Origin of the sequence: Ornatilinea apprima, from assembly GCF_001306115.1 — a bacterium.
Lineage (GTDB): Bacteria > Chloroflexota > Anaerolineae > Anaerolineales > Anaerolineaceae > Ornatilinea > Ornatilinea apprima.
Genome location: NZ_LGCL01000040.1, coordinates 1 through 24,673 on the forward strand (window position 1 = coordinate 1; position 24,673 = coordinate 24,673).

23 protein-coding genes and 1 pseudogene are annotated in these 24,673 nt (G+C 53.1%); 12 read left to right on the top strand and 12 right to left on the bottom strand.

Annotated elements, in window-relative coordinates:
- Positions 1–186: 186 nt before the first annotated feature.
- The 4 genes and pseudogenes from ADN00_RS20615 to ADN00_RS16030 all read left to right on the top strand — a co-directional run.
- Positions 187–327, top strand: a pseudogene (locus ADN00_RS20615) (RHS repeat-associated core domain-containing protein); the annotation flags it as partial.
- A gap of 198 nt (positions 328–525) precedes the next feature.
- The gene (locus tag ADN00_RS20335; protein WP_236691530.1) at positions 526–1,056 is read left to right on the top strand and encodes a TNT domain-containing protein; all 531 of its coding nucleotides are present in this window, start codon (positions 526–528) and stop codon (positions 1,054–1,056) included.
- A gap of 19 nt (positions 1,057–1,075) precedes the next feature.
- Positions 1,076–1,477, top strand: coding sequence for a hypothetical protein (locus ADN00_RS16025; protein WP_075064021.1), 402 nt, complete (start codon positions 1,076–1,078; stop codon positions 1,475–1,477).
- 333 nt (positions 1,478–1,810) lie between these two features.
- Positions 1,811–2,053, top strand: coding sequence for a hypothetical protein (locus tag ADN00_RS16030; RefSeq protein WP_075064022.1), 243 nt, complete (start codon positions 1,811–1,813; stop codon positions 2,051–2,053).
- A gap of 220 nt (positions 2,054–2,273) precedes the next feature.
- Here the strand turns inward: ADN00_RS16030 and rbsD are convergent, their stop codons facing one another.
- From rbsD to ADN00_RS16045, 3 genes are read right to left on the bottom strand one after another with little or no spacing between them, the layout of a single operon-like run.
- The gene (gene rbsD, locus ADN00_RS16035) at positions 2,274–2,669 is read right to left on the bottom strand and encodes a D-ribose pyranase (protein WP_075064023.1); all 396 of its coding nucleotides are present in this window, start codon (positions 2,667–2,669) and stop codon (positions 2,274–2,276) included.
- On the bottom strand, positions 2,666–3,574 hold the full coding sequence (gene rbsK, locus ADN00_RS16040; protein ID WP_075064024.1) for a ribokinase: 909 nt from the start codon (positions 3,572–3,574) through the stop codon (positions 2,666–2,668). Before rbsK ends, rbsD begins: the two co-directional genes overlap by 4 nt.
- Complete coding sequence (locus tag ADN00_RS16045) at positions 3,571–4,575, bottom strand: LacI family DNA-binding transcriptional regulator (RefSeq protein ID WP_075064175.1); 1,005 nt, start codon at positions 4,573–4,575, stop codon at positions 3,571–3,573. The genes rbsK and ADN00_RS16045 overlap by 4 nt, the downstream gene beginning before the upstream one ends.
- A gap of 277 nt (positions 4,576–4,852) precedes the next feature.
- Between ADN00_RS16045 and ADN00_RS16050 the strand changes: the two genes are divergently transcribed.
- On the top strand, positions 4,853–7,075 hold the full coding sequence (locus tag ADN00_RS16050; protein WP_075064025.1) for a clostripain-related cysteine peptidase: 2,223 nt from the start codon (positions 4,853–4,855) through the stop codon (positions 7,073–7,075).
- Between the two features lie 80 nt (positions 7,076–7,155).
- Here ADN00_RS16050 and ADN00_RS16055 read toward each other — a convergent pair whose 3' ends face one another.
- Positions 7,156–8,544 carry an ATP-binding protein gene (locus ADN00_RS16055; protein ID WP_075064026.1) on the bottom strand — a complete coding sequence of 463 codons (1,389 nt, stop codon included), beginning with the start codon at positions 8,542–8,544 and terminating at the stop codon, positions 7,156–7,158.
- Between the two features lies 1 nt (position 8,545).
- The gene (locus ADN00_RS16060) at positions 8,546–9,229 is read right to left on the bottom strand and encodes a response regulator transcription factor (protein WP_075064027.1); all 684 of its coding nucleotides are present in this window, start codon (positions 9,227–9,229) and stop codon (positions 8,546–8,548) included.
- 126 nt (positions 9,230–9,355) lie between these two features.
- Between ADN00_RS16060 and ADN00_RS16065 the strand changes: the two genes are divergently transcribed.
- Both ADN00_RS16065 and ADN00_RS16070 read left to right on the top strand, forming a co-directional pair.
- Positions 9,356–9,994: a DUF4405 domain-containing protein gene (locus tag ADN00_RS16065; protein WP_075064028.1), complete on the top strand. Its 639-nt coding sequence runs from the start codon at positions 9,356–9,358 to the stop codon at positions 9,992–9,994.
- Between the two features lie 16 nt (positions 9,995–10,010).
- Positions 10,011–10,490 (top strand): hypothetical protein, encoded by a 480-nt coding sequence (locus ADN00_RS16070; RefSeq protein ID WP_075064029.1) that lies wholly within the window; start codon positions 10,011–10,013, stop codon positions 10,488–10,490.
- A gap of 63 nt (positions 10,491–10,553) precedes the next feature.
- Here ADN00_RS16070 and ADN00_RS16075 read toward each other — a convergent pair whose 3' ends face one another.
- Genes ADN00_RS16075 through ADN00_RS16095 form a run of 5 tightly spaced genes read right to left on the bottom strand, consistent with a single transcriptional unit; the run spans position 10,554 to position 14,069 of the window.
- Positions 10,554–10,820 carry a FeoC-like transcriptional regulator gene (locus ADN00_RS16075; RefSeq protein WP_075064030.1) on the bottom strand — a complete coding sequence of 89 codons (267 nt, stop codon included), beginning with the start codon at positions 10,818–10,820 and terminating at the stop codon, positions 10,554–10,556.
- A 9-nt stretch (positions 10,821–10,829) separates the two neighbouring features.
- Complete coding sequence (gene feoB, locus ADN00_RS16080; protein WP_082390249.1) at positions 10,830–12,581, bottom strand: ferrous iron transport protein B; 1,752 nt, start codon at positions 12,579–12,581, stop codon at positions 10,830–10,832.
- Complete coding sequence (locus tag ADN00_RS16085) at positions 12,578–13,087, bottom strand: FeoB small GTPase domain-containing protein (protein WP_075064031.1); 510 nt, start codon at positions 13,085–13,087, stop codon at positions 12,578–12,580. Before ADN00_RS16085 ends, feoB begins: the two co-directional genes overlap by 4 nt.
- A gap of 34 nt (positions 13,088–13,121) precedes the next feature.
- Positions 13,122–13,352 (bottom strand): FeoA family protein, encoded by a 231-nt coding sequence (locus tag ADN00_RS16090; RefSeq protein WP_082390251.1) that lies wholly within the window; start codon positions 13,350–13,352, stop codon positions 13,122–13,124.
- Positions 13,353–13,388: 36 nt separating this feature from the next.
- Complete coding sequence (locus ADN00_RS16095; RefSeq protein WP_075064033.1) at positions 13,389–14,069, bottom strand: metal-dependent transcriptional regulator; 681 nt, start codon at positions 14,067–14,069, stop codon at positions 13,389–13,391.
- 295 nt (positions 14,070–14,364) lie between these two features.
- Between ADN00_RS16095 and ADN00_RS16100 the strand changes: the two genes are divergently transcribed.
- The 4 genes from ADN00_RS16100 (at position 14,365) to galK (ending at position 20,276) form a co-directional block, all read left to right on the top strand.
- The gene (locus tag ADN00_RS16100; protein WP_075064034.1) at positions 14,365–16,788 is read left to right on the top strand and encodes a sensor domain-containing diguanylate cyclase; all 2,424 of its coding nucleotides are present in this window, start codon (positions 14,365–14,367) and stop codon (positions 16,786–16,788) included.
- 89 nt (positions 16,789–16,877) lie between these two features.
- Positions 16,878–17,981 carry a LacI family DNA-binding transcriptional regulator gene (locus tag ADN00_RS16105; protein WP_075064035.1) on the top strand — a complete coding sequence of 368 codons (1,104 nt, stop codon included), beginning with the start codon at positions 16,878–16,880 and terminating at the stop codon, positions 17,979–17,981.
- A gap of 43 nt (positions 17,982–18,024) precedes the next feature.
- A complete protein-coding gene (locus tag ADN00_RS16110) occupies positions 18,025–19,098 on the top strand; it encodes a UDP-glucose--hexose-1-phosphate uridylyltransferase (RefSeq protein WP_201781214.1) in 1,074 nt (357 codons plus the stop codon).
- 17 nt (positions 19,099–19,115) lie between these two features.
- Complete coding sequence (galK, locus tag ADN00_RS16115) at positions 19,116–20,276, top strand: galactokinase (protein ID WP_075064036.1); 1,161 nt, start codon at positions 19,116–19,118, stop codon at positions 20,274–20,276.
- 93 nt (positions 20,277–20,369) lie between these two features.
- Here the strand turns inward: galK and ADN00_RS16120 are convergent, their stop codons facing one another.
- Both ADN00_RS16120 and nusG read right to left on the bottom strand, forming a co-directional pair.
- Positions 20,370–21,227 (bottom strand): DegV family protein, encoded by an 858-nt coding sequence (locus ADN00_RS16120; RefSeq protein ID WP_075064037.1) that lies wholly within the window; start codon positions 21,225–21,227, stop codon positions 20,370–20,372.
- A gap of 137 nt (positions 21,228–21,364) precedes the next feature.
- Positions 21,365–21,886 (bottom strand): transcription termination/antitermination protein NusG, encoded by a 522-nt coding sequence (nusG, locus tag ADN00_RS16125; protein ID WP_082390256.1) that lies wholly within the window; start codon positions 21,884–21,886, stop codon positions 21,365–21,367.
- Positions 21,887–22,059: 173 nt separating this feature from the next.
- Here nusG and ADN00_RS16130 point away from each other — a divergent pair, with 173 nt between their 5' ends.
- Positions 22,060–24,672 carry a hypothetical protein gene (locus tag ADN00_RS16130; RefSeq protein ID WP_075064039.1) on the top strand — a complete coding sequence of 871 codons (2,613 nt, stop codon included), beginning with the start codon at positions 22,060–22,062 and terminating at the stop codon, positions 24,670–24,672.
- Position 24,673: the final 1 nt, after the last annotated feature.

Sequence of the window (24,673 nt, forward strand, 5' to 3'; positions counted from 1 at the left end):
GGTTCCTCCTGGCTTCGTTTCCGTATGCCAGTAGGTTAATCGATTTTGACCATGTCTGAAAGTGGCGTAGTGTTGCTGAAGATCTCTGGTACATCGTTGCTGAATATCTGTGGCGTAGTGTTGGTGAATATCGCTGGTACATCTTTGCTGAATGTCACTGGTACATTATAGGGCGTTCAATGACACTTGTACTGGTACCGCTCCCGTTGGTTCGACGGCGAGCTGGCCCATTTTGTTCAAGCGGATAGCTTAATTCCTGACCCGGGAGATCCGCTGGCATGGGATCGGTATGCTTACTCTTTGAATAACCCGATTAGATATAACGATCCATCGGGGCATTGCGCAATATCCGCATCGTCCATAGTGTCTCCATTTGGAATATTTGGATTATATGGAAGTTGTGTCCAAAATGTCGTTGATGCATACAACGCATATCAGTCAGGAGAGACAAGGCCTGGTGTTCTATATTTGGAGGCAACAGGGATAAAGGATGCAATCGTTTCCCTAGCAGAAGATGTTCACCAGATGAATAGTGACGCAAGTACAGTCTTTTCTTATGCCCCTTTGGAAGAGAGAATCCTTCCATCTATTCGAGTAGGCACATTTGCTGTAGGTACAGCCGCAAATATTGTTGGAGGAGTTCAAGCAGCGAGAGGGATCCTAGCATTTTCTCGAAGTGGTACAGGTAGTTCCCAATATTATGTGGAAGGCACAACAAGGATGGAAACATTTGGTCCAGGCGATGAACTTTACAGGGTATATGGAGGGAAATCACCACAGCAGGGACAATTCGCTTTTACCAAAAATCCTGGTAACCAGATAACAGCAATCAGAAATGGGGCATTGCCCCCAACAAATACAACAACTTCGATAACTCGTATTTCATTTTCTGGCCCAGTTGATGCAGAAGTAAGTAAAGTGGCATCAATGTTTGGTCAACCAGGTGGATTTACGCAGGTCAAATTGCCTAGATCACCCTTCACAACCTTTTCCGCCGGTAGGCCATTACCACTTGGATTTATGCCGTTCGTACCGACTAGTTATGATGCTCAGTGAGAATTGGAGTGACTTTGACATGACCCCGACAAATACATACGAAATAGTAAATGGTGAATTACGGATCAGTTCGCAAGTGACCGGAAAAGTTTTGTGGGAAGGAAAACCTAAAGGGTATGATGTAACAGCGGTATTACCCATAGAGGGTCTGAATGATTATATAGTTCTGTTGGAATGGTTAAAATCGGGCTTGGAAAACCAGAAAAACCTAGTAAGACTTGATCCATATGGAAATATCGTTTGGGAAGTAGGAGATCCCCCGAGAGATGTATTTGTTGGACTGGAACGGGGACAAGAGCCAGAGTCATACACGCAAATTATGATTGAAAATTCCCAATTGATAGCCTCCTCTTATTCTGGATTTGCAGATTATATTAATATTGAAACAGGTTTTATTTTTAAAACGGAATTTGTAAAGTAGAACTGGTTATGGACTGTTAAAAGAGGCAATATAAACCTAACGCCAGGAGGCAAACGTTCCTACGTTGGAAAAGATCTTCGGTTTTCCCGTACCTTACCTTACTTCGGTTTCAACCTGCTGGGCGGCAGCCTAAAAGTCTTCGTGCCCAAGGGGAGCTTTTCGAGATCGGCCCCGATCCCAAAGCGGTCCAATTAGTTCCTCGTAAACTGCAAAACGCTCTGCTTGCCCGGCAGGTTTCGCACCTTAACAGCATAGACCAGCTTGAACAGGCTGCAGGCCACGTCGCGCGGGTCGTTGTGCTTGTCGACCACTTCCCGTTGTAGTACGTGCCAGATGATGATCAAGAGCTTTCTAGAAATTGCTCCGCAGGCCACCCCGACGCTGACCACCACCACCACCCCGGAGACCGGGCAAGCCAGCTACCTCTACGACGGCGACGGCAACCTGGCGCGCGGCATCGTCAACGGCGTGGTGACCTTCTACCCCGGACGGCACTACAACCGTGAAGTGGACGACGCAAATGGTACGGTCAAGAAGTTTTACACCCTGGGCCGCGCCACCGTCGCCGTGCGTTAGTAGGTTCGCTCCTGCTGAAAAGCGGTGCGGCATGCTCCGATCAGCCGAAACAACTCCTGCTATAAGGCTGGATTCCCCGAATTTTTTATGTTACGATCGTGTAGAAGAGAGGCCTTTCTTCCTGGAGCTTGTTTTTGCAAACTTACTCCAGGCTAAAAGATCTCTCTTTTCGTTTTGCCTTTTTAAAAGGAGTGAACTTCAGTATCGTAGTCTTTTCCGTTTAGAACGCAACCCCCGCGACCAGGATAACATTGGCATATGGTTTGCATTCACCGGTGCGCACCACGGCCCGCGCGTCAGCAGACCGGCGTTTGAGCTCCTCGTGCGAGACGTATTCCACCTTCACACCGGGGAGCAGCGCGCGAACGTCCTGTTCAAACTGCGGGTTATTCTGGGTGGTTTCGCTTGCCAGAATCACATACTCCACTTGCAGTTCAGAGAGGACGGCTCGCAGGGTTTCGATGGCGCCGGGCACCCCGCGCACCAAAGCCAGGTCAATGCGCTCGGTGCTGGCAGGGATGGGCAGCCCCGCGTCGCCAATCACCAGTGTATCGAAGTGACCCATGGTGGAAATGAGGTAGGAAAGGTCTGAGTTCAGCAAGGTGGTTTTTTTCATGCGTTTTGCTCCTTTAAGAATTTTTCAACTTCGGAACGAATGGGCAGGGATGGCTGCGCCCCCGGACGCGTAACGGAGATGGCGGCAGCGGCACTGGCAAAGCGGGCAGCCTGCGGCAGCGGTTGGCCCTGGGTGAGCGCCACGGCCAGCGCGCCAACAAAGGAGTCGCCGGCGGCTGTGGTATCCACAGGGGTTACTTTGAAGGCGGGGATATGCTGGCGCTCTCGGGCGGAAACCAGCAGCGCGCCGTCTTCACCGAGGGTAACGACCAGTTGTTTGACGCCCAGACCCAACAAGGCTTGAATGGCGGATTCCATATCGGGTTGATTGCTGATGAGCAGCAGTTCGTGCTGGTTGGGAATGAGAATGTCCACCTGGCGCAGAATCTCTATCGGGATCTGCTGGGCGGGGGCCGGATTCAAGAGCACAGGAATATTTTTCTGATGGGCGAGTTCAACGGCGCGCTGGTTGACCGGCATGGGGACTTCCAATTGCAGCACCAGGGCGGCGGCTTCATCAAAGGCGGATTCAGCGGCGTCCAGGTCAGATGTGGTCAGGCAGGTATTCGCGCCGGATATGACCACAATCGTGTTTTGACCGTCATCACTCACGGTGATCAGGGCGAGGCCGGTTGGCTGCCCGCTGACCGCCTCAATCCACTGGGCGTCGATGCCTTCCTGCGCGGCAATCTCCAGCAGCTGCTGGCCGAAACCATCCGCTCCAACCCTTCCGATCATGGTAACGGGCGCGCCGATCCGCGCGGCGGCGACGGCCTGATTGGCCCCTTTTCCGCCGGGGAAGGTGTGGAATTGACTGCCAAAAATCGTTTCGCCTACTTTGGGGTGGCGCGGCGCCTGCACAACCAGGTCCATATTCAAACTGCCAACAACCAGGATCTTCTTCATGGTTTCTCCTCATGAGTGGTTTTTCGAATGATCAAAGTGGTGGGTAAGATTTCGCGGCGCGCCGGCAGCCAACCATCGGCAATGCGTTCCAGCAGCAACCGCACAGCGGTCTCTCCGATTTGTGCTTTGGGTTGGGCAACCGTGGTCAGCGGGGGGTGCGTATAGGATGCCAGCTCGATATCATCAAAGCCGATCACTTCCAGTTCTTGGGGAACCATTACGCCCAACTCCGCCGCCGCGCGCAGAACGCCGATGGCCATCATGTCGTTACAGCAGAAGATGGCATTCGGGCGTTGGGCGGCTTTGAGCCAGTGGAGTGCAGCCTGGTACCCTGAGTGGGGATGGAAATCGCCGCGCAAGACCCATTCTTCGCGAAGCTCGATACCGGCTTCGTGCAGCGCTTGCTGGAACCCGACGAGCCGTTGGGCGCTGGGCGTGAGGTTGGACGGCCCAGTGATGCAGGCCGCCCGCAGATTGGGGATTTGCGCCAGATGGCTGCCCGCTTGTCTGCCCCCCGAAAGGTTATCCGTGATCACCGTATCCAGCTCGAGCTGGCTGCAATCGCGGTCAATGACCACCACCGGAAGGCCGCGCGTGGCGATCTCTTGCAGCGCGTCCGGCTGGTCTCCGGCGGCAACGAAGATCAGGCCGTCTACCTGCTTGTTCTGCAGCACTTCGGTGTAGACGCGTTCTTTGGCCTGATCGCCTTCGGTGTTGCACAGGATAACGCTGTATTGGCTGCGAAAGGCGGCATTTTCAATTGCCCGGCCTACTTCGGCGAAGAAGGGGTTGGCGCTGTCTGGCAAAATCAGGCCAATCGTTTTGGTTTCTCCGCTCCGCAGCGAGCGCGCCAGGGCGTTGGGCCGGTAGCCCAACTCTTGCATGGCTGCCAGCACGCGCTCGCGCACCGGGGTGGAGACGCGGCGGGTGTTGTTGATGACGTGCGAAACGGTGGTATAAGAAACGCCAGCTTTTTGGGCAACTTCACGAATGGTGGGCATGGGATGGGCACCTTCGGTTGAAAACATATCGCGCAAACGGTTGCGCAAACGTTTGCTTAACCATAGCAATTTTTAATGGCAGAGTCAATAGAATCATCCTTTCTCTTCGCGTAATTCAGATACAGGGATGCGCATCTATGCTGGTATTTTCGCGTTGGAAAAATAGCGGCTTTATTCCTTAATGCCGAATATAATAGACCAATTGGAATACAAACATGGACTAGTTTCAGCGATCAACAGATTGTGAACCGCCCATGTCATTTTATAGGAGGAAGCAATGAAGCCTTTGTATCGCTGGATCCTCAGCCTGACGTTATTGGTAGCCATGATAGGGGGATTGACAGCCTGTGATGAGAATCTGGACTATGAAGAGTGGGAATACGAACCAGCCGCCGGGGAAGTTCAGGATGAAGAAGACTACAGTCAAGACGAGCAGGCGGAAGCAGATCAGCGGGTTGGTGCTGCTCTGGAACCCGCCGGTGACGGTTCCTGGCTGGTCATGCTGTATCAGGACGCTGATGATGAAACCCTGGAAGAAGATATCTTTACTGACCTGAATGAGGCGGAACGGGTGGGGTCGAGTGACATGGTGCAGATTGTAGCCCAGATCGACCGGTATGAGGATGGCTTCGATGGCGATGGAGACTGGAGCGAAACGCGCCGGTATTACCTGACCGCCGATGAAGACCTGAGTTCGATCCAGTCGGAAGAAGTGGAGAATCTGGGCGAAGTGAACATGGCAGATGGTGAGGTGCTCAAAGATTTTGTGTTGTGGGCGATGAGTGAGTACCCGGCGGACCATTACGCTCTGATCCTTTCCGACCACGGCACGGGCTGGCCGGGCGGGTGGAGTGACCCGGAGCCGGCGAACGATCCTGACGCCATGCTGGTCGATGGGTTTGACGACATGCTCTACCTGAACGAGATCACCGCCGTGCTTGCGGAGGTTCAGGCGCAAACGGGTTTAGAAAAATTTGACCTGATCGGCATGGATGCCTGTTTAATGGGCAGCCTGGAGGTGTTCAGCGCGCTGGCCCCTTACGCGGAGTATGCCGTGGCTTCTCAAGAGACGGAGCCGGCCATGGGCTGGGCGTATACGGCCGTGTTGGAAGGTCTGAATGAGAACCCGGCAATGGGCGGCAGCGGGCTGGCCGAATTGATTGTGGACACCTACATTGACAGCGACTCGATGATCATTGACCCGGACATGCGCGCCATTTACCTGGAGCGCGCCTACGATACCGATGAAGATATATCGCCTGCTGCGCTGGCGCGCGAAGAGAAAAAGTCCGTCACCCTGACGGCGGTAGACCTGGCGCGTGTGGCAGATTTGAACGCGTCTGTCGATGAGATGGCGCGCATTTTGAGTGACGGCATTAACCAAAAAGTAGTGGCGCGGGCGCGCTCGCACGCCCAGTCATTTGAATCGGTCTTCGGGGATGATGAGCCATCTCCTTATATTGACCTGGGCCACTTTGTGAAGTTATTAAAGAAGGAAAGCACTTCCGAGCGCGTGGCGGCCGCGGCAGATGCCATTCGGGCGGCAATTGATGATGCCGTGCTGGCCGAAAAACATGGGGATGAAAAGAAAGGCGCGACAGGAATTTCGATTTACTTCCCCAATTCCGGATTGTTTGAGATGGAAGGCTCAGACTATCAGACCTATGTGCATGTCGCCGGGGATTTTACCAACGCATCTCTGTGGGATGAATTTTTGGTTTACCACTACACCGGCGAGCCGCTCAGCGAGAGCGCTGCACCGGAAAAGCAAGTCACCGCGCCGGGCGCTGAAGTCGTGGAAATGACGGAAATGGAAGTCTCCGGCGATACGGCCAGCGTTGGCGAGCCGGTCACGATCAGCACGACAGTGATGGGCGAGCGGGTGGGCTATCTATATGTGTTCACCGGCATTCTGGGTGATGAAACGGGCAATGTCTACATTCTGGATATTGATTACCTGGATTCAGACACGACCAAGGAAGAAGACGGTGTGATCTACCCTGATTGGGGTGATGAAGGCGAAATAGAAATTGAGTTTGATTGGGAGCCGGTTCAATTTGCCATCACCGATGGAGAGACGTATATCCCCGCTCTGCTTGAGCCCGATGCCTACGGCGCTTCCCTGGAAGAGACTTCGTACACGGTGGATGGGTATTACACTTTCAATGGCGGCGACACGCGCTATGCCCGCCTGTATTTCAGCGGTGAAGGCTTTTTGTATCAGGTGATGGTCTTCAGCGGAATGGAGGATCGCGGCGCGATGGCCGAAGTGATCCCGGATGAGGGCGACACCTTCACTGTGTTTGAGCAGTGGATTGAATCGGGTGAAGACGGAGAAGTAACCTACTGGTACGCCGAGTCCGACTCGCTGACCTTTGGGGAAGAGCCCATTACCTGGGACTTTATCGAAGCGCCCGTCGGGGACTATGTGGTTGGGCTGCTGGTGGAGGACCTGGACGGCAACCAGTATGAACAATATGTAACCGTATCGGTGGAGTAAAAAGCTGCCGAAGATGAACTGAAGAAAAACCGCCGGATCAGAAAGAGAATGATCCGGTGGTTTCATGAATTTTATAGGGATTAAGCGTGTGCGGGCAGGGTCAGCGTAAACACGGCCCCGCCAGCGGGTGCATTGGCGGCGGTCAGGCTGCCGCCGTGCATCTGGGCTAATTGGCGGGCAATCGCCAGGCCCAGGCCGGTTCCGCCTTCCTGGCGGCTGCGCGATTTATCGGCGCGATAAAACCGCTCGAAAATATAAGGAAGGCTTTCCTCAGGAATGCCCGCCCCGCTGTCTGCGATGGTGATCACCGCCGCGGACTGCCCCTGAGTGCCAAGCTCAATGCGAATGGCTCCATTTTCGGGGGTGTAGCGCAGGGCATTCGAGACCAGATTATTGAGAATCTGGTTGATGCGGTCTGGGTCAACCTGAAATATCGCTTCTTCCTGAGGCAGACGGGTTTGGATGGTAATGTTGAGTGATTCGGCGCGGCTCTGGAAGCGGGCTGCCAGACGCTGAATCAGGTCTTTCAGGTCTGTTGGGCGGATTTGCATGCGCAGCTCGCCGGCATCGGCCAGGGCCAGGGTGCGCAGGTCTTCCACCAGATGGGCCAGCGTGTGGTTTTGTTCCATCACCGGGGCCAGGTTTTCCAGCGTGAGTGGGTAAATGCCGTCTTGAATGGCTTCCAGGTGGGCGCGTTGGATGGCCAGAGGGGTGCGCAGCTCATGCGCGATGTCAGCGGTCATGGCGCGGCGGTTGTCTTCAGAGCGTTCCAGCGACTCAGCCATCTGGTTAAAGGCGGAGCCGAGCCGTGAAAGTTCGTCCCGGCCGCGCACATCCACCCGCTGGTTCAAATCTCCACTGGAGAGGAACGACACGGCTTTGGTTAACTGTTGCACCGGGCGGCTGACGGCGTAGGCCAGCCCGACCGATAAGACCAGCGCGACCACACCGGAAATCAGCGCGGCAGTCAGCAATCCACGGTTGAGGCTTTCGATCAGAGCGGTTTCTCCCAATTCACTCGGAAACGCCATTCCTGCCTGCGGCAACAAATACCCAATCACTTTCCCCTCCAGTTGCAAGGTATAAGCGTCCTTTGATAGATCGGCGGGATTGAGAGAGACTTGGGAATTTTGATTCAATGTGTCAACAACGATTACGCCATTTTCATCGGCGATGCGCAGCGCGTCGGAAGGACGGTTTCCCTGCCCCATGCCCCTGCGGCCTCTTTCCATCATGCCAGACATCAAGATTTGATGGCCTAAAATCTCTTCAGCGCCGCTCCAGGAACGATTGGTTGCATAATAATCCTCTAGCTGTGTAATCAACTCACTGGGCGCGATTCTTCCTCCGCGCAGCACATACGATTTTACTTCCTGCTCCAGGTTATGGCGCACGAAGAGCGCGATTGTGGCTGCCGTGATGAGGATAATGATGCAGAATGCCAGGAAGAGTCGCCAACGCATGGACATGCTAACCGCTCCGTGAAAAACGATATCCCACGCCAAACACGGTCTCAACGTATTGAGGTTCTTTGGGGTTGATTTCTAACTTGGCGCGCAAGTTTTTAATATGCGCGTCAACCGTGCGCTCATATCCCTCATACGCAGTTCCCTGTGTGGCTTCCAGCAATTGCAGGCGGCTGAACACGCGGCCTGGATAACCCGCCAGGGTAACCAGCAGGTTAAATTCAGTGGGGGTAAGGTCAATGATTTCGCCGTTGCGCGAGACCAGATGCGCATCCAGGTCAATGGAAAGATCACCGGTCTGCAGGAAATTGGCTCTCTTTTGTATGGAAGAGGCGCGTCGCAAAACGGCCTTGACACGGGCAACTACCTCACGCGGGGAGTAAGGTTTGGTGATGTAATCGTCTGCGCCTAACTCCAGGCCAATCAGGCGGTCAATTTCTTCCACACGGGCCGTAACCATGATGATCGGCGTGTTGGCCTGCTTGCGAATTTCTCTGGCCACGTCAAGTCCATCCATGCCAGGCAGGTTCAAATCGAGCAGAACCAGATCGGGTTGGATGGCGCGCCACATGTCCAGGCCGGTGTCGCCGCGCCCGGCAGTTTCTACCTGGAAGGCGGCCTGCTCCAGATAGGAGCGTAAAATCCGCACCAGGGCGGGTTCATCTTCAATCATCAAAATCGTTGTCATGAATCGATTATAACGGCTTTTATATCTCGCCGAGGCTTTCTTCATCAAAGAATGAGAAATTCTTCACGCCCTCTTCATATCTACAAATTAAGATCAACTTGAAATTGAATGTTGAGAGGAGCTTGTATGAAAAGTTTGCAGGTATCTGAAAAAACGCGTAAATTTTGGACGGTTGACGCGCTTTTGGGCATCAGCGCAATCGTTGCCACGGTAAGCGGAGTGTACTTCCTGTTCTTTCCGCTGGGATACCGGGGCGGGCGCAATCCGTTGTATTCAACCATTGTTCTTTTTGACCGCACCACCTGGGACCTTTTGCATACCTGGTTTGGTTTGCTGATGGTGGTAATTGCCGCCATCCACTTGATTCTTCATTGGGATTGGGTGGCGAAGATGACCCAAAAAATGCTGATCTTAATCCGGGGAAAAGCGTGCGGCTTAACCGCTTACGGCCAGTTTAACATGTGGCTGGATTTTGTGTTGGCGTTTAGTTTCATGCTGACGGCGGTTTCGGGGGTGGCTCTGCTGGCAATTACCGGCATCCCTGTTCCTGAGATTGCTTCCGGGATTCTGTTGAGTCAAACGGCCTGGGATATGATCCACACCTGGGCGGGAATTGTGATGGTGATCACCACCATTGTGCACCTGGCTATTCACTGGCGCTGGGTAGTCAATGTGAGCCGGAAGATTTTTTTCAGGAGTGGGTCAATGCGCCAGGCCGAGGCCCAGACCTGTTCTGAGAAAAACAGCCGTGAAGCAGTTGCATAAGTGAGGTGGAGGAACCATGATTAAAAAAGGTATCTTGATTGGATTGTTGGTGTTGGTGAGCGGTTTTCTGGTTTTGGGCGGGATTAACCGCACACTGGCAAAAACGCGGGGAATTACCCTGTTCCATTTTATTCCGGGCATGGCCGTGGCGGATGAACCTTCACAGGGAAATGGCGTCCGACTCAACTTGAGCGAAAGCAGGGAAGGATCATCCAGTTCAGATTGGGTAACACTGGAAGGCCTTGTTACTTCGGTCAACGAATTGGCCATTCAAGTGAAGATGCCTGACGGCAGTTCAATTGTCCTGGAAGACCGCGCCTGGGAATACGCGCAGTTGCAGGGTTTTGGGGCGAATGCGGGTGATACGCTGGAGCTAACCGGATTCTATGAAGATGACGATTTTGAGACCGCAATCCTTTCCAATTTGAGCAGCGGAGAGAAGCTTTGGCTGCGAAACAATTCGGGGCGGCCCATGTGGGCAGGCAAAGGCAAATAATGCCATCAAAGAAAAGAAGCCGCTGGAACCTCCGGCGGCTTCTTTGATAATCCCTTTGAAATCTCAATTTCTCGTTTTTTCAACCAGCGAATAGCTTTTTGGCATCGCCATCACAAGCGGACACGCGCCTTTTGATGAGCAAAAAGCGCAGCCGCCCGGATTCTCTCCGGGATGACAAGATGCGGCGTCATTTTGCAGCTTTCCCATGCTCACCAACGTTTCCAACATTCCTTCCAGGGCAGAAGGCGAAATTTCCATGCTCCGGCTCAATTGCGCCAGGCTGATGGAACCGTTATGATCTTGAATTTCTTTAAGAATTTGACTGAGCATAGTTTTTCTTTACCCCAATCCCAATAATATTCCGCCCTGAAATACCAGGAAACTGGCAAGCCAGGCCAGGCCGGCCTGCCCAAGGGTGGTGAACCACATCCATTTGCTGCCCAGTTCCTGTTTTTCGGCTGCCAGGGCTACCACGCAGGGTGTGTAGAGCAGTACAAAGATTAAGAAGGAGAACGCAGCCAGTTTACCGTGCCCGTTGCTGGATCGATCAAAACTGTTTTCAATCGTATTCATTAAACTGGTCGACTCTTGCGTTGCCTCTCCTTGCCCAATCTGGATGCCAAAGATGCCAGGAATGGCGCGCAGCGTATCGCCGGTGGCTTCCACGAAAGAGACAAGGATGCCGCCAATATCTCTGCCGATGTACAATTGGGCGGTTTCTTCCTCCCCTGCTGCTGTCTGACTTTCGCCGTATGCCTGCGCCAGCGTGGTGATAATCACTTCTTTACCCGTCAGGCCAGAAACCAGAGCGCCGCTGATTTGCCATTCTCCAAACCCCAAGGGCTTTAAGATCGGAGCGATCAAACTGCTCATTTTTCCAAACGCGCTATTTTCGGGCGTAACCCTGGCAAAGTTTTCACTTCCACTCACCGGGATGGATAGCAAGAGCCAGATGACCACACTGGCAACCATGATGACGGTGGACGCCTTTTTAAGGAAAGAAGAAGTGCGCTCCCAGGTGTGAATCCAGATGGCTTTGAGGGTTGGCATACGGTAAGAGGGAAGTTCCATCACGAATGGAGAGGGCTCTTTGCCCTGGAAAATGAATTTCCGCAGCAAGATACCCGCCAGGATCGCCAGCAATACACCGATGAGATACAGCCAGAAGACAACGACCCCCGGATTTTCTGGGAAGAAGATGGTCGCGAATAAAACATACACGGGCAGACGCGCGCCGCAGCTCATAAAGGGGACAAGCAGTCCGGTCAGTATGCGGTCTTTGCGGCTTTCGAGGGTGCGGGTGGCATACATGGCGGGCACGGTGCAGCCGAACCCAATCACCAGAGGCACAAAACTTTTCCCGTGCAGGCCAAAGACGTGCATCAAGTTGTCCATCACAAAAGCCCCGCGCGCCATATAGCCGGAGTCTTCCAGAACGGCCAGCGCCAGATAAAGTGCGATGAGAACCGGCACAAAGGTGAGAATTCCACCCACACCGGCGATAATGCCATCCACCAGCAAAGATTCCACCCAGGTGCCGCCAGCGCCGGCCGCTCCCAGCAGAGCCACCATCCAGCGCGTCAGTGGGCCATTAATAGCGCCGTCAATCCAATCAATATAAGGGGTGGATACATTTGTGGTGAACATGAACACTACCCACATCATCAGCAGGAAGAGCGGCACTCCAATGTACTGGTTGGTGACAAATTGATCGACACGGTCGGAAAAAGTGATTTTGTCTGGGCGGGTGTACTTCACCGATTCTCGCACCAGTCCATTGATCCACCCGTAACGCCGGTCAGCCATAATGGTGTCGGCGTCGTCACCGAAGACAATGTGCAAATGGCCGTGAGACTTTTGCGCCTCATTAAAAATCTCCATTCCGCCTTCCAGCTTTTGCAGTTTCTTGTAAACGTCTTCATCCTGCTCCAGCAGTTTAATCGCCAGCCAGCGGGTAGGATAGCGCTCGCTCACAGTGGGGTAGTCTTCGATGATTTGCTGTAAGCGTACAATTTCTTCTTCAACTTCGCGTCCATAATCGATGGAAAAGCCGGTGCGCCGGGTATAAGCAAGAGAGTGTTCGCTTCTCATTGTGCTTTGCTCCTCGCCGCGCAAACGGCTGCTTCGATCAATTCTTTAACGCCCTTCCCATCCCGGGCGATGGTGCGAATAACCGGACATTGTAAGGCTTGACCGATTTTCTCCTCGTCGATGCGGATCCCGGCAGCTTCGGTAACATCCACCATGTTTAATGCCAAAACAATGGGGAAGCCCAGCTCCAGAACCTGAACGGTGAGATATAAATTGCGTTCCAGGTTGGCCGCGTCGACCACGCAAATAACCACGTCTGGCTTTTCATCCAGCAAAAAATCTCTGGCGATAACTTCTTCCAGAGAATAGGCGGCCAGGCTGTAGGTGCCTGGCAGGTCGATCAATTCCACCTCACCGTTGCCATAAATGCAATCCGCCCGGGAAACTTCCACCGTTTTTCCGGGCCAATTACCCACATGCTGTCGCGATCCGGTGAGTGAATTAAATATGGATGACTTTCCACAATTAGGGTTGCCCATCAGAGCAACACGAACCTTGTTTGCCATGCAAGCTCCAAAACTAAAAAAATACCTGTAACGATTATGCCGAAAGCGGCTCGACCAGGATGCGGTTGGCCATTCCCCAGCCCAGGGCCAGGCGTGATTCCTTGACCGCAATGATCATTGGTCCGCCGCTGGCTTTCTTCAAAACCCGAATGCTCATACCGATATTCAGCCCTAAATCGGCCAGACGCTGTTTCATTTTAAGCCCACCCTGGATCGCTACTAATTTCACTTCTTGATTTTGATTTACCATGCTGAGTGGCATCATGCAATCTCCCATAAAGCAATTGATCTGTCGAGCGGGTTATTTTGTCTCGCTGACTTTGACCAGGATAGAATCGGCAATGGATCGTTCAAGTTTGACCACTTTCTCATTGGTGTCTTTAACCACGATATTTTGGGGTCCCACCGCCGCCACCTGCAATTTTGATCCAGGCCCCACGCCTTCACTGACAAGAAAAGAGCGCATAGCCGGTTCCGTGCGGATTTGAATGATGGAAATCGTTTCTCCGGGATCAATCGCAGAGAGGGTGACCCAGTTTTCACCCAGATTGATTTCATTCACTTCTGGGACGGGGTTGCCAAAAGAATCAAAACGTGGGTGGCCGAGAAATTCGGAAAGCTGGGATGAAATGTGATCGGGCGTGATATGTTCCATGCGGCAGGCCAGTGCTTCAGCTTCTGAGAAGGGCAGCCCAAGTTTTTCCACCAGGAAAATCTCCCACAAGCGGCGGTGCCGGAGGATTCTGCGAACGGTTGTTTTCCCAGAATGAGTCAGCTCAACCCCTTTGTAGGGAATATATTCAACCAGGCCTTCATCGGCCATTTTGCGGATCATCTGATTTGCCGAAACTGGCAGGATTTCCATTTCCCGCGCCAGAGTGGAAAGCGGGATAGGCGAAGAGGTCCCATCCTCGATGAGCCGCGCAATGGTCACCAGGTACATCTCTTCGCTTTCACTCATGACCTCGGAATTGATATCCATCCAACAAATCCTTATTAATTTCTTATGTTCTACCTTAAAATTTACCACCTAATTCTTTATTTCACAATAACAAAATCGTAATGATTAACGCGTGACATAAATCATGATCAGCTTGTCAGAATTAAACTTTAGAAAAAAACAGCCGATAATCAATTTGAGGATATAATACTTTTGACCAAGTAAGATCGGTTATGAGTATTTTTCAGAAGTCTCGTTTTTTGGCCAGACAATCCTTTTCCTTGCCCAGGCATTCTTAATGACACTACGCCCACAAGCGAAAATTCCGGCGATATCAATGTTGCTTTACGCAGTCTATTGTGCCGCCTGGGTATTCCTCTTTTCTCAAATTCCGTTTTATATGGAAAGCGCAATACTATTGCTGGCACTGCCGGTCGTTCTGTTGATTGCCTGGCAGCCGTTGAAGGTTGTGGCCGCGGGTATCGGGTTGTTCTTCGCCAGCCTGGCAATTACCTTTGTATGGGTGGTTCCGATTTCCATGCAGGCGGTGGGAAGAATCGGCCTGGTCGTCTTTTCGGTGTGTCTGCTTTGGGCGGTTCAGTATTTACGGATGGCGCGAAAAGGCCCTCTCTTCTTTCAGGAGAGCAAGGTTACTACTCTGAAACAAATCGCCCAGCATGAAACGATCTTGGGCATGATCGAAAATTTGGTGCAGTGGTTGCTGAAATCGGGGGATTGGCATACCGGCATTGAAGAAGTTCTATCCACCGTAGGTCAGGTGACCCACGCAGGGCGGGTTTATGTTTTTGAAAACTACCTGGACCCAAACCGCGGACTTTTGGCGCGCTGGAAGTATGAGTGGACAGCGCCGGCAGGTTCTGCGCGGATCGATGAGCCGCTGTTGCAGAATTACTCATTCCAAGAAAATGAGCTTTCCCATTGGGCGACTCTGCTCAGCCAGAATCATCTGGTCAATACTCAGACACGCGATCTGGCGGAATTGCCGCGCAAGCGTTTTGCTAAACATAGCATTTCCTCAGTCCTCATTGTTCCCATTTTTGTTAATGGTCAATGGTGGGGAGGGATTGGGCTGGATGAATGTGAGAACGAACGAACCTGGAATGCCTCTGAGGTGCATATTCTGCGGATTGCTGCCAATTTGCTGGGCGCGGTGATTGAACGGCAGGAAAGCGAGCGGCTGGTAAAAAACTTGCTCCAGCAAGAGCGGCACTTGCGCGAAGTATTTCAAACGTTAAGCGAAGTGGGGGCATCCATTCTGGCGACACATGAATTGGAGCCTTTACTGGATATGCTGCTGGAGCAAATGCGGCGCGTCATTGAATATGACTCGGCCAGCATCATGCTGCGCTACGGCGATAAGGTGAGAATCTCACGTTCTGCAGGCCGCCCGGGAAAGAAATTCTGTCCTGTTTCCATGAAGACCGAACTGGAATTTGATATCACGTCCACGCGCAATCTGCGTGAGATGTTTGAATCGAAAAAACCGTTGATTATTCCCGATACGCAAGAGTACGATTGGCTGTTTGTGGAAGGCGTTGAGTACATTCGTTCCTTCGCGGGCGCCCCCATCCTCGTTCAGGGTGAGGTAGTGGCGTTTCTCACCCTGGATAAAGCTGAACCGAATTATTACCAGCCAGAATACCTTGAGCTGCTGTCCATCTTTTCCAGTTACGCGGGGCTGGCGCTGCAAAACGCCCGATACCTCGAATCCGCGTCCCGGCGGGTGGAAGAAGCGGAGACCTTGCGCAAGGCCTCCTCATTGGTGGCCTCTGAATTGGATTTGGAACAGGTTCTGAAGGAAATCCTGATTCAGCTTGAGAAGGTTGTGCCGTATGACAGCGCTTCGGTCTTCTTGGCAACGCATGAGGGATTGAAAATTATGGCCGGACGCTACCTGCCGAATGATAATGCGATCATCGGCCAGACCTTGCCCATCGAAGATAAACTGTTCCAGGAAATCTCCAGTACCCATTCAGCGCTGATCCTTGAAGACGCACAGCAAGATAACCGTTTCTTGAAATTTGGGGATACGGATTATATCCGCGGCTGGATGGGGCTGCCCATGTTCCTGCGAGGGCAGATTATTGGCTATCTTTCGATTGATAATAAAACCCCTGGGGCCTATTCGCTGGAGTCGGCCAATCTGGTGCAGGCATTTGCCAATGAAGCGGCTGTCGCAATTGAGAACGCGCGCCTTTTCCAGCAAGTGCAGCTGCTGGCAATCACTGATCCCCTGACCGGTATTTTCAACCGCAGATACTTTTTTGAGATCGGTGGGAGAGAGTTTCGGCGCTCGGTGCGGCATCATCACTCTCTGGCCCTGGTGCTGATCGATATCGATCATTTCAAGCAGTTTAATGATCTGTACGGACATCTGGCTGGAGATATGGTGCTGCGCGAAATCGGCAAGGAATCGCAAAAACACCTGCGCGAGTCAGACATCTTCGCGCGATTTGGCGGAGAAGAGTTTGTGCTTCTGCTGCCAGAGACGACCGCCCAGGACGCGTTTCCCATTGCGGAACGCCTGCGCACCATCATTAATGAGCTGCGGGTGGATGTGGGCGGCGAAAAGGTATTTGTCTCTGTCAGTATGGGGGTGGCAGAACGCAGTTCCGACACAAACAACCTCAATGATCTGTTTGAAAACGCAGACCGGGCATTGTACGCCGCGAAAGAGCAGGGCCGGGGCCGCGTAACGATTTGGGATTCAAAAAATCCAATCCATTTCTCCTCTAAATAAAGAGAAGAAAAATCCCTCTTTTATCCTGCCAGCGTACGTGATATAATTATTTACAGCGCTGTATACAGCGCTGTAAAGAGAGTGCCCAAATGCCTTCTAAAACCAATAAAGTTACACTTCAAGATGTGGCTGATCTGGCCGGGGTCTCATTAAAAACAGCCTCCAATGTAAAAAATGAATGGCCCTATGTCAGCGATCAGGTGCGCGCCAGGGTGAAGTCGGCTATGGAAACGCTGGGATACCGTCCTTCCCACATCGCGCGCAGCCTGGCCACCGGCAAATCCGACACCATTGGGGTGATTGTTCCTGATATTTCCAATCCTTTCTTCAGCTCGGCCTTTCGGGGTTGTGAGGACACCTTATCGGCGCAGGGTTACAGCGCGTATTTGTGTAACATTGATGAAGATGTTGAAAAAGAAAAATATTACATCAACCTGTTGGTGGAACAGGGTGTTGATGGATTATTGTTGTGGGGTTCGCAGTTAGAGGCAGAGGAGATCGAAAAGGTGTTGACCAACGCGGTTCCCACCGTTTCGATCGACGGTGTTGCTGAAAGCGGACCAGCCAACTTAAGCCTGATCCAGGTTGAAAACTATCAAGGCGCCCGCCAGGCGGTTGCCCACCTGATTGAAAAAGGCTATCGCACCGTCGCGCACATCGCCGGAACGCGGCAGCGACTGCCTGCCCGCCAGCGGCTCGCGGCCTACCGCGATGTATTGGCTGAGAATGCAATTGATTATCGCCCCGAGCTGGTGGTCGAAGCATGGCCATCCATCGGCGGCGGCTATTTCGCTGGCCTGGAACTTTTGGAAAATCAGAAGCCCGATGCAGTTTTCTGTTATAACGATCTGACGGCAATTGGCTTGCTGACTGTGGCTGAGGAGAGGGGGCTGGTAGTCCCTGATGATCTGGCGATTGTGGGATTCGATGATATTTTACCGGCCGCGCTGGTCTCTCCCATGCTGACCACCGTTTCCATCAATCAATACGAACTTGGATGTTTCGCGGCCAACCAGGTGTTAAGCCAAATTGCCAGTCCTTCTCAGGCATCGAGGCAGCTCGCTTTTCCAGCAGAGCTGGTTATTCGTGAATCCAGCCAAAAGCAGCGCTTTTCCATAGAAGAGCGCCGCGCGCTGCTGAAGAAGATCGCCTCATCACCCAGTGCCAACCTGACAGCACGCAAAAAATCGTGAACAAATTGCGCATCATCTTGAACGAGAGGAGTTATCGAACATTTTGAATCCCTCCATACCCGAACCATTCAATCCCAGCGAACACCCTCACCGACGCTTTAATCCCCTGACGGGGAATTATGTTCTGGTATCTCCGCATCGCATGAAGCGGCCGTGGTTGGGGCAGGTAGAATCGCCGGCGCGAGTCCAATTACCCGAACACGACCCTGCTTGTTATTTATGCCCGGGAAACGCGCGGGCGAATGGCGAAAGCATGCCGGAGTACACATCTACGCACGTTTTCACCAATGATTTTTCGGCGCTGCTGCCTGGACCGGTTTCCTTGGCTGACTCGGACTCGGAATTAATGGTTACCCAACCAGTTAAGGGCACCTGCCGGGTGATTTGTTTTTCTCCGCGCCACGATCTGACCCTGCCAGAGATGGGATTGCAAGAGATCGGAAATGTGATCCAAACCTGGGCGGAGCAGTACACCGATTTAGGGAAAGAGTACGCCTGGGTGCAGGTTTTTGAAAACAAGGGAGCGATCATGGGCTGCTCCAACCCTCACCCGCACGGGCAAGTCTGGGCGCAAGATACGCTGCCTACGGAAGTGGCCAAAGAAGACCAGAACCAGGTGGATTACTTCCGCCGCCGCCAGTCTGTGATGCTGATGGATTACCTGCGCATGGAGGAAGAAAGCGGCGAGCGGCTGGTTGCCAGCAACCGCTCGTGGGTTGGTTTGGTGCCTTTTTGGGCTGTTTGGCCTTTTGAACTGCTGCTGCTTCCCCGCCGGCATGTTCTCCGCTTTACCGACCTGACCCCCACGGAAAAAGAAGATCTGGCGGATATTCTCAAACGCCTGCTGACGCGTTACGACAATTTATTCCAGACATCGTTTCCATATTCAATGGGCTGGCACGGCGCGCCGTTCCTGCCGGGTGATTTCACTCACTGGCAGCTGCACGCCCATTTTTACCCACCGTTATTGAGGTCCGCGGCCGTGAAGAAATTCATGGTCGGTTATGAGATGATGGCTGAGCCGCAGCGAGACCTGACCGCCGAACAGGCGGCAGAATGGCTGCGCAGGGTATCGGAAGTGCACTACAAACAGGTGAATGCTACACCCCAATACTAAGGATATGAATAACCGCGATGCAAAATCAATCTCCCTTTGAATCGGTAAAAACGGCATTTGAACGGATATATGTTGAGAAACCAGCTTTTGTTGTGCGGGCCCCTGGCCGTGTGAATTTAGTCGGTGAGCACACAGATTATAACGATGGATTTGTGTTTCCGATGGCAATTGACAGTGGTGTGTGGATCGCCCTGCGGCCGCGCGTGGATCGCAAGGTGGTTATTCAATCGTTGGATTTTAATGAAACCATTGCATTTGATCTGCTTCAACTCGAAGCCGAAAAGCCGGTTAAGCCAGCGGAGTATATGAAAGGGGTTGCCTGGGCTTTGACGCAGGCGGGGTATGACTTGACTGGTTTTGAAGGCTGCATGCAGGGGAATGTGCCCATCGGCGCGGGGCTTTCATCTTCCGCCGCGCTGGAAGTGGCAACCGCGCGCGCTTTCGCTGTGGTTTCAGGATTTTCCTGGGATGCCGCGCGCATGGCTCAACTCAGCCAGAAAGCTGAAAACGAATGGGTGGGTATGAACTGCGGCATTATGGATCAGATGATTTCCGCCGCGGGCAAGGCTGGCAGCGCGTTATTAATCGACTGCCGAACTTTGGAATTTGAAGTGGCCCCAATTCCTTCCAACGCTGTTGTGGTTGTGCTGGATACCAGCACTCGGCGCGGACTGGTCGATTCGGCCTACAACGAGCGGCGCGCGCAATGTGAGGCCGCGGCGCGTTACTTTGACGTAAAGGCTTTGAGAGACGTCAGCGTTGAGCGCCTGCTGGCTGAAGGCTCCGGGCTGGACCAGGTAACCTTTCGCCGGGCGCGGCACATTGTTACCGAAAACGCGCGCACGCTGGAAGCCAAGCAGGCCATGCAAGCGGATGACGCGGCCTGGCTGGGGCGTTTAATGAAAGCCAGCCATGCCAGTTTGCGCGATGATTTTGAAGTTTCCAGCCCGGCTCTGGATACCATGGTTGACCTTGCGAATGATTTCAGGGGCTGCTTTGGCGCGCGGATGACGGGTGCGGGCTTTGGAGGTTGCGCGGTGGCATTGGTGGATCGCAATAAGGCTGAGCGGTTTGTCAATTACATCTCCCCGGCGTACCGGCACGCCACTGGAAACAGCCCACAAATCTATGTCACCCAGCCCGCTGAAGGGGCTTCGGTGGTCGAGGAGCGCGGATAATCCGCCTAATGACAGGGATCTAATTAACAATCCCGCCCAGCCGGACAGATGAGGTTCAGGCTGGGCGGGAAAAAAATTACAGAAAACCGGAAATTATTCGATGTCACCGGCCATAAAGGCCAGGCTGATAGTGCCGGGGCCAACGTGCGCGCCCACGACCGGGCTGACGAAGGTAAGAATGCTCTCAACAGGATTGAAGTGTTTGTCCACGCGTTTTTTGAAATTGCTGGCGATTTCGGGGATGCCAGCGTGAAAAACCGATAGGCGGACCGGCTTCCGGCCGCCGATTCTGGATTCAACCAGCTGCACCAGACGGTCCATGGCTTTGCGCTGCGAAATTACGCTGCCCACCGCTTCAATTTTTCCGTCTCGAATTTCCAGAATGGGTTTAAGATTGAGAGCGGTGCCCATCAGGCGTTTGGCGGTGTTAATGCGCCCACCGCGATGCAAGAATTCCAGCGTGTCGACTGAAAAATAAACTCCAATGTGGTCGTAAGCCTTCTTCGCGATGGTTTTGCATTCGGCCAGACTGGCTCCAGCCTGAGCGGCGCGCGCCACGGTGAGCACCTGGAATCCCAACGCCATCGAGACCAGACGGGTTTCCATCACCTCTACCCGATCGGTTTTCAGGTTGATCTTCGCCTGCCGGGCAGATTCAACACTGGCCGAAAGACCGCCGGAGATGGGCAAAACCAGAACGTCCTGACCGGCATCCAGCAGGCGGCGGTAGGCTTCTTCATATTCGTGGACGGATGTCTGGCTGGTTGATGGTAGCGTGTCGGAATGAGCCAGTTTCTCATAGAAGGTGTCGGCTTTGATGTCGACTCCGTCGCGGTAGACGGCGTCGCCCCACAAGAGCGTCAGGGGGATGACGTCGATGGGGTGTTGGTCGACAAGTTCCTGGGGAAGGTAGGCACTGCTATCGGTTAAGATGGTTACATTGGATGACATAAAATAACTCCTGATAGGATTTTACCAACAAGCGTTCATCATGAAGATGATGAAAGATAGCAAAAGGTTATACAGATTGGTCATCGGGTCTGAAGCCCCTTATAAACCCGTGAAAAAGGGTAAAACGTTGCAGAAGGTCAGCTGCGTTTCTTGGGGGGCAGCCGTTTAATGCTACCGGCGTCCATTTCAACAGGAAGGCCCTGGTATGAGCTGAGCATTTTCAATAAGATTTTGACGCGCTGTGTGCCGGGAATGCGCGTGTCAAAAATTGCCTCGTAGCCTTTGAATGGCCCGCTCTCCACGCGGACGGGATCCCCGGAGGATAAGCCGTCAAACAACTCGCCGCCCGCCGCTTCGATTTCGCTCACACGCTGGCGAATGGCCGCGATCAGGTTATCGGGAATGACGGCTGGTTCGCCCCCAAATGAAACCAAACCGCTGCCGTAGGGCATGAAGTTTAATTCTGAAAGGCCGGTTTCTTCAATGTCCGCGCAGATAAACAAATACCCAGGGAAATAAGGGCGAATCTTGCGGGCGCGTGGGTTTACCGGTTGAACGCGAATTCGGGGGTAAAATGCTTCGTGCTCTTTTCGGAGCAGTTGTTGATAAAGCGCGTCTTCCTTATGCGGGTGACTGCGCATAGCATACCAATGTTTCATAAGCCTTGATTACCTGATGTCTCTGTCTCGTGTGAGGTTATCATTCTAACATAATTGAAGAAAAACAATCGACATGAATCATGGGTGAAAATTACCCACTTCAAGATGAAAATCCGCTGCTCATTTTCCAATTATAATTGGAAGATACATTGGCAATCCGGTTAAAAACGACCATGACAGTTCAGAAAGCAAAGCAACCCATTCTAACCCCTCCATGCCTGGCAGGCTTCTTCTTTTTGTCTGCTATTGAAAGCCTGGTTTGTGGGTGGGCGCTGCTTCAAATTCCAGGGGACTCGGACAACGCGGTCTTCGCGGGCTTATCTCTGCCGCGCTTGCTGGTCTTGCTGGTGTTGGCTGCCGGTTTTCTCATCACCCTCTGGCTGGCTTTTCTTTCCGTGAAGCGCGGGTCGTTTTCGAACGCCTTTTTCCAATTTCTGCAAAACAACAACCGCTCCTTGTGGGCCTTTTTAGGGCTTTTCACCCTGCTGATGTGGCTGGCGGTGTTCATGCCGGGTTATCGAGCAGGAGATTACTTTGCTTATTTTGAACGCTTGAAACCTTTGTTCACCTGGCTCTTTCTGGTATCGCTGCAGTTTCTGTTGATCTTGAGTTTGCAGAGCCTTCGCGCCACAGGCGCGGATCGTCTGCCCATTGGCGCGGGCAGGTTTTTTCGATTATCTCTGGTGTTTATTTCCGGCTTTTTGGCTGTCTATATTCTGATCGCGGTAACGCGCTGGGGGATTTCGCCGATTGTGCAGTTTTGGGAGAAAGCCGGGGTTCCCATTTTGCCCGGGCAGGTCTGGTTTGCCTGGCTGGCCGCGATTGGATTCTTATGGCTGGCGAATATCAGCGAGATGAAGGGATGGAAGTTTGCGGCAAAGAATCCGTGGGTAGATCTGACCCTCTTCCTTTTGATTTGGGCAGCAAGCGCGTTTCTTTGGGTCAGCGAGCCGATGCAGTTCAATCACTTCAACCCGGGGCCTTTCCCGCCCAACAACCAATACTATCCCAACTCGGATGCCGAGACCTATGACCTGGCCGCTCAAAAAGCCTTGATTGGAGTCAATCCCGGCTATGTGGATAAGCCGCTGTATTCCACTCTGCTGTTGGGGCTGCACCTGATCGCCGATCAGGATGCCAAACTCATTCTGGATCTTCAAACCGCGCTGCTGGCGGTTTTCCCGGCGGTTTTGTATTTGATTGGGACCCGTTTTCATAACCGATCGGCCGGCTTGCTGGCCGCGCTGCTGGCCAATTTCAAAGAGATCAACGCCATTCAGGCGCAAATGCTTATCTGGAAAACTGCCACGCCCAAACTGATGATGAGTGAGTTTACCAACACGGTTCTGCTGGCTTTGCTGGTTCTATTCTTGTGGCAGTGGTTCACTGGGAAACAGAAGGTGAGTCTCTCCGCGCTGGCAGTTGGCGGAGTGCTGGGATTGGCCGTGCTCATCCGGCATAACAACTGGCTGTTTTTACCACTGGTGATTGTTTTTTCTCTGGTTGTTTTTTGGAAACAGAAGAAGAGATGGCTGGTCAACGCGGCCTTGTTTACGGCCATGTTGTTTGGCACGGTGGCACCCTGGATGGTCTACTCTTACCAGAACTATGGACAGGCGCTGCCGTTTATGACCGCGCTGCGCGGGGCTGTATTGGAGGAACGCATCAATCCGCTGCTTGATCAGGCCACGCCCACGCCTGCACCAGAGCCGACCTCTCTGAACAGTGCAGATGTACATGGAAAACTGGCCGCGCTGGTGCCCGCGCAAGACACTACCGGAGACGCGAATGAAAACCCAACGGCTGTGATTCTTCACCCGGTGATTGACGCAATTGTGCGACACTTTTTCCATAACTTGATCAGCACCGCCTTCACTCTGCCGGTAACACCGGTGATGGATGATCTTGAAACCACATTCCGCTCCAGCGCGGTTGCTTCCTTATGGGATGTGGAATGGTCCGGCCGGCTGACGATGGTTCAAGTTGGGCTGTTGATGGCCAATCTGGTAATTGTCTGCGCGGGCATCGCGTGGTCTTTCCAGCGCTGGCGATGGGCGGGCTTGATTCCGCTGGTGATCAATCTGGCGTATAACTTTGCCACGGCGTTCGCGACCACATCGGGGGGGCGTTACCTTGTGCCGGTGGACTGGGTGTTTTACCTCTACTTCGCCTTTGGGATGGTTGTTTTGCTGGCCTTCCTGTTTGATGCATTGCTGGGCGCGAAAATGGTGCAGTTGGAGGCGGAAACCCCAACCCAGACCAGCGCCCCGGCTCGTCGCGGGTATTGGGCGCATGGTTTGCTGGCGCTGCTGTTCTTGCTGGTGGGGGCAACCCCGGCCCTGGGAATGTCTGGATTTTCCCAACGCTACCCGGTTCTGACGCAAGCTGAGATTGTGGACCGCATTCTCCTCGCGAACTCCAGCCTCAACATGCAGCCACTGCAGCCTTTTGTCTCTGCGCTTGAGCAGGGAGAATTAGAGGTCCGTTATGGGCGGCTGTTGTACCCAAAATACCTGGATTATCAGGATGACCACTCGAACGAACCGGATATTGCGGGCTGGAAAGAAAACAAGCCGTCGCTGGTTTTCAATCTCATCGGCAGCCAGGAAGATTTTCGCTGGGGGCGGCTGGTGCTGCCGCAGCCCCCGGAACCCATTCCCGGCGGGCCAGACGCCGTGATTTTTACCTGCCCGAATCTGGAGGTCCACGCCCTGGTCATCCTGGATGAACAGCCTCCGAGAGTGATTGTTAGGCCGGACTGGCCGGACATTGATTGTGATTCATAAT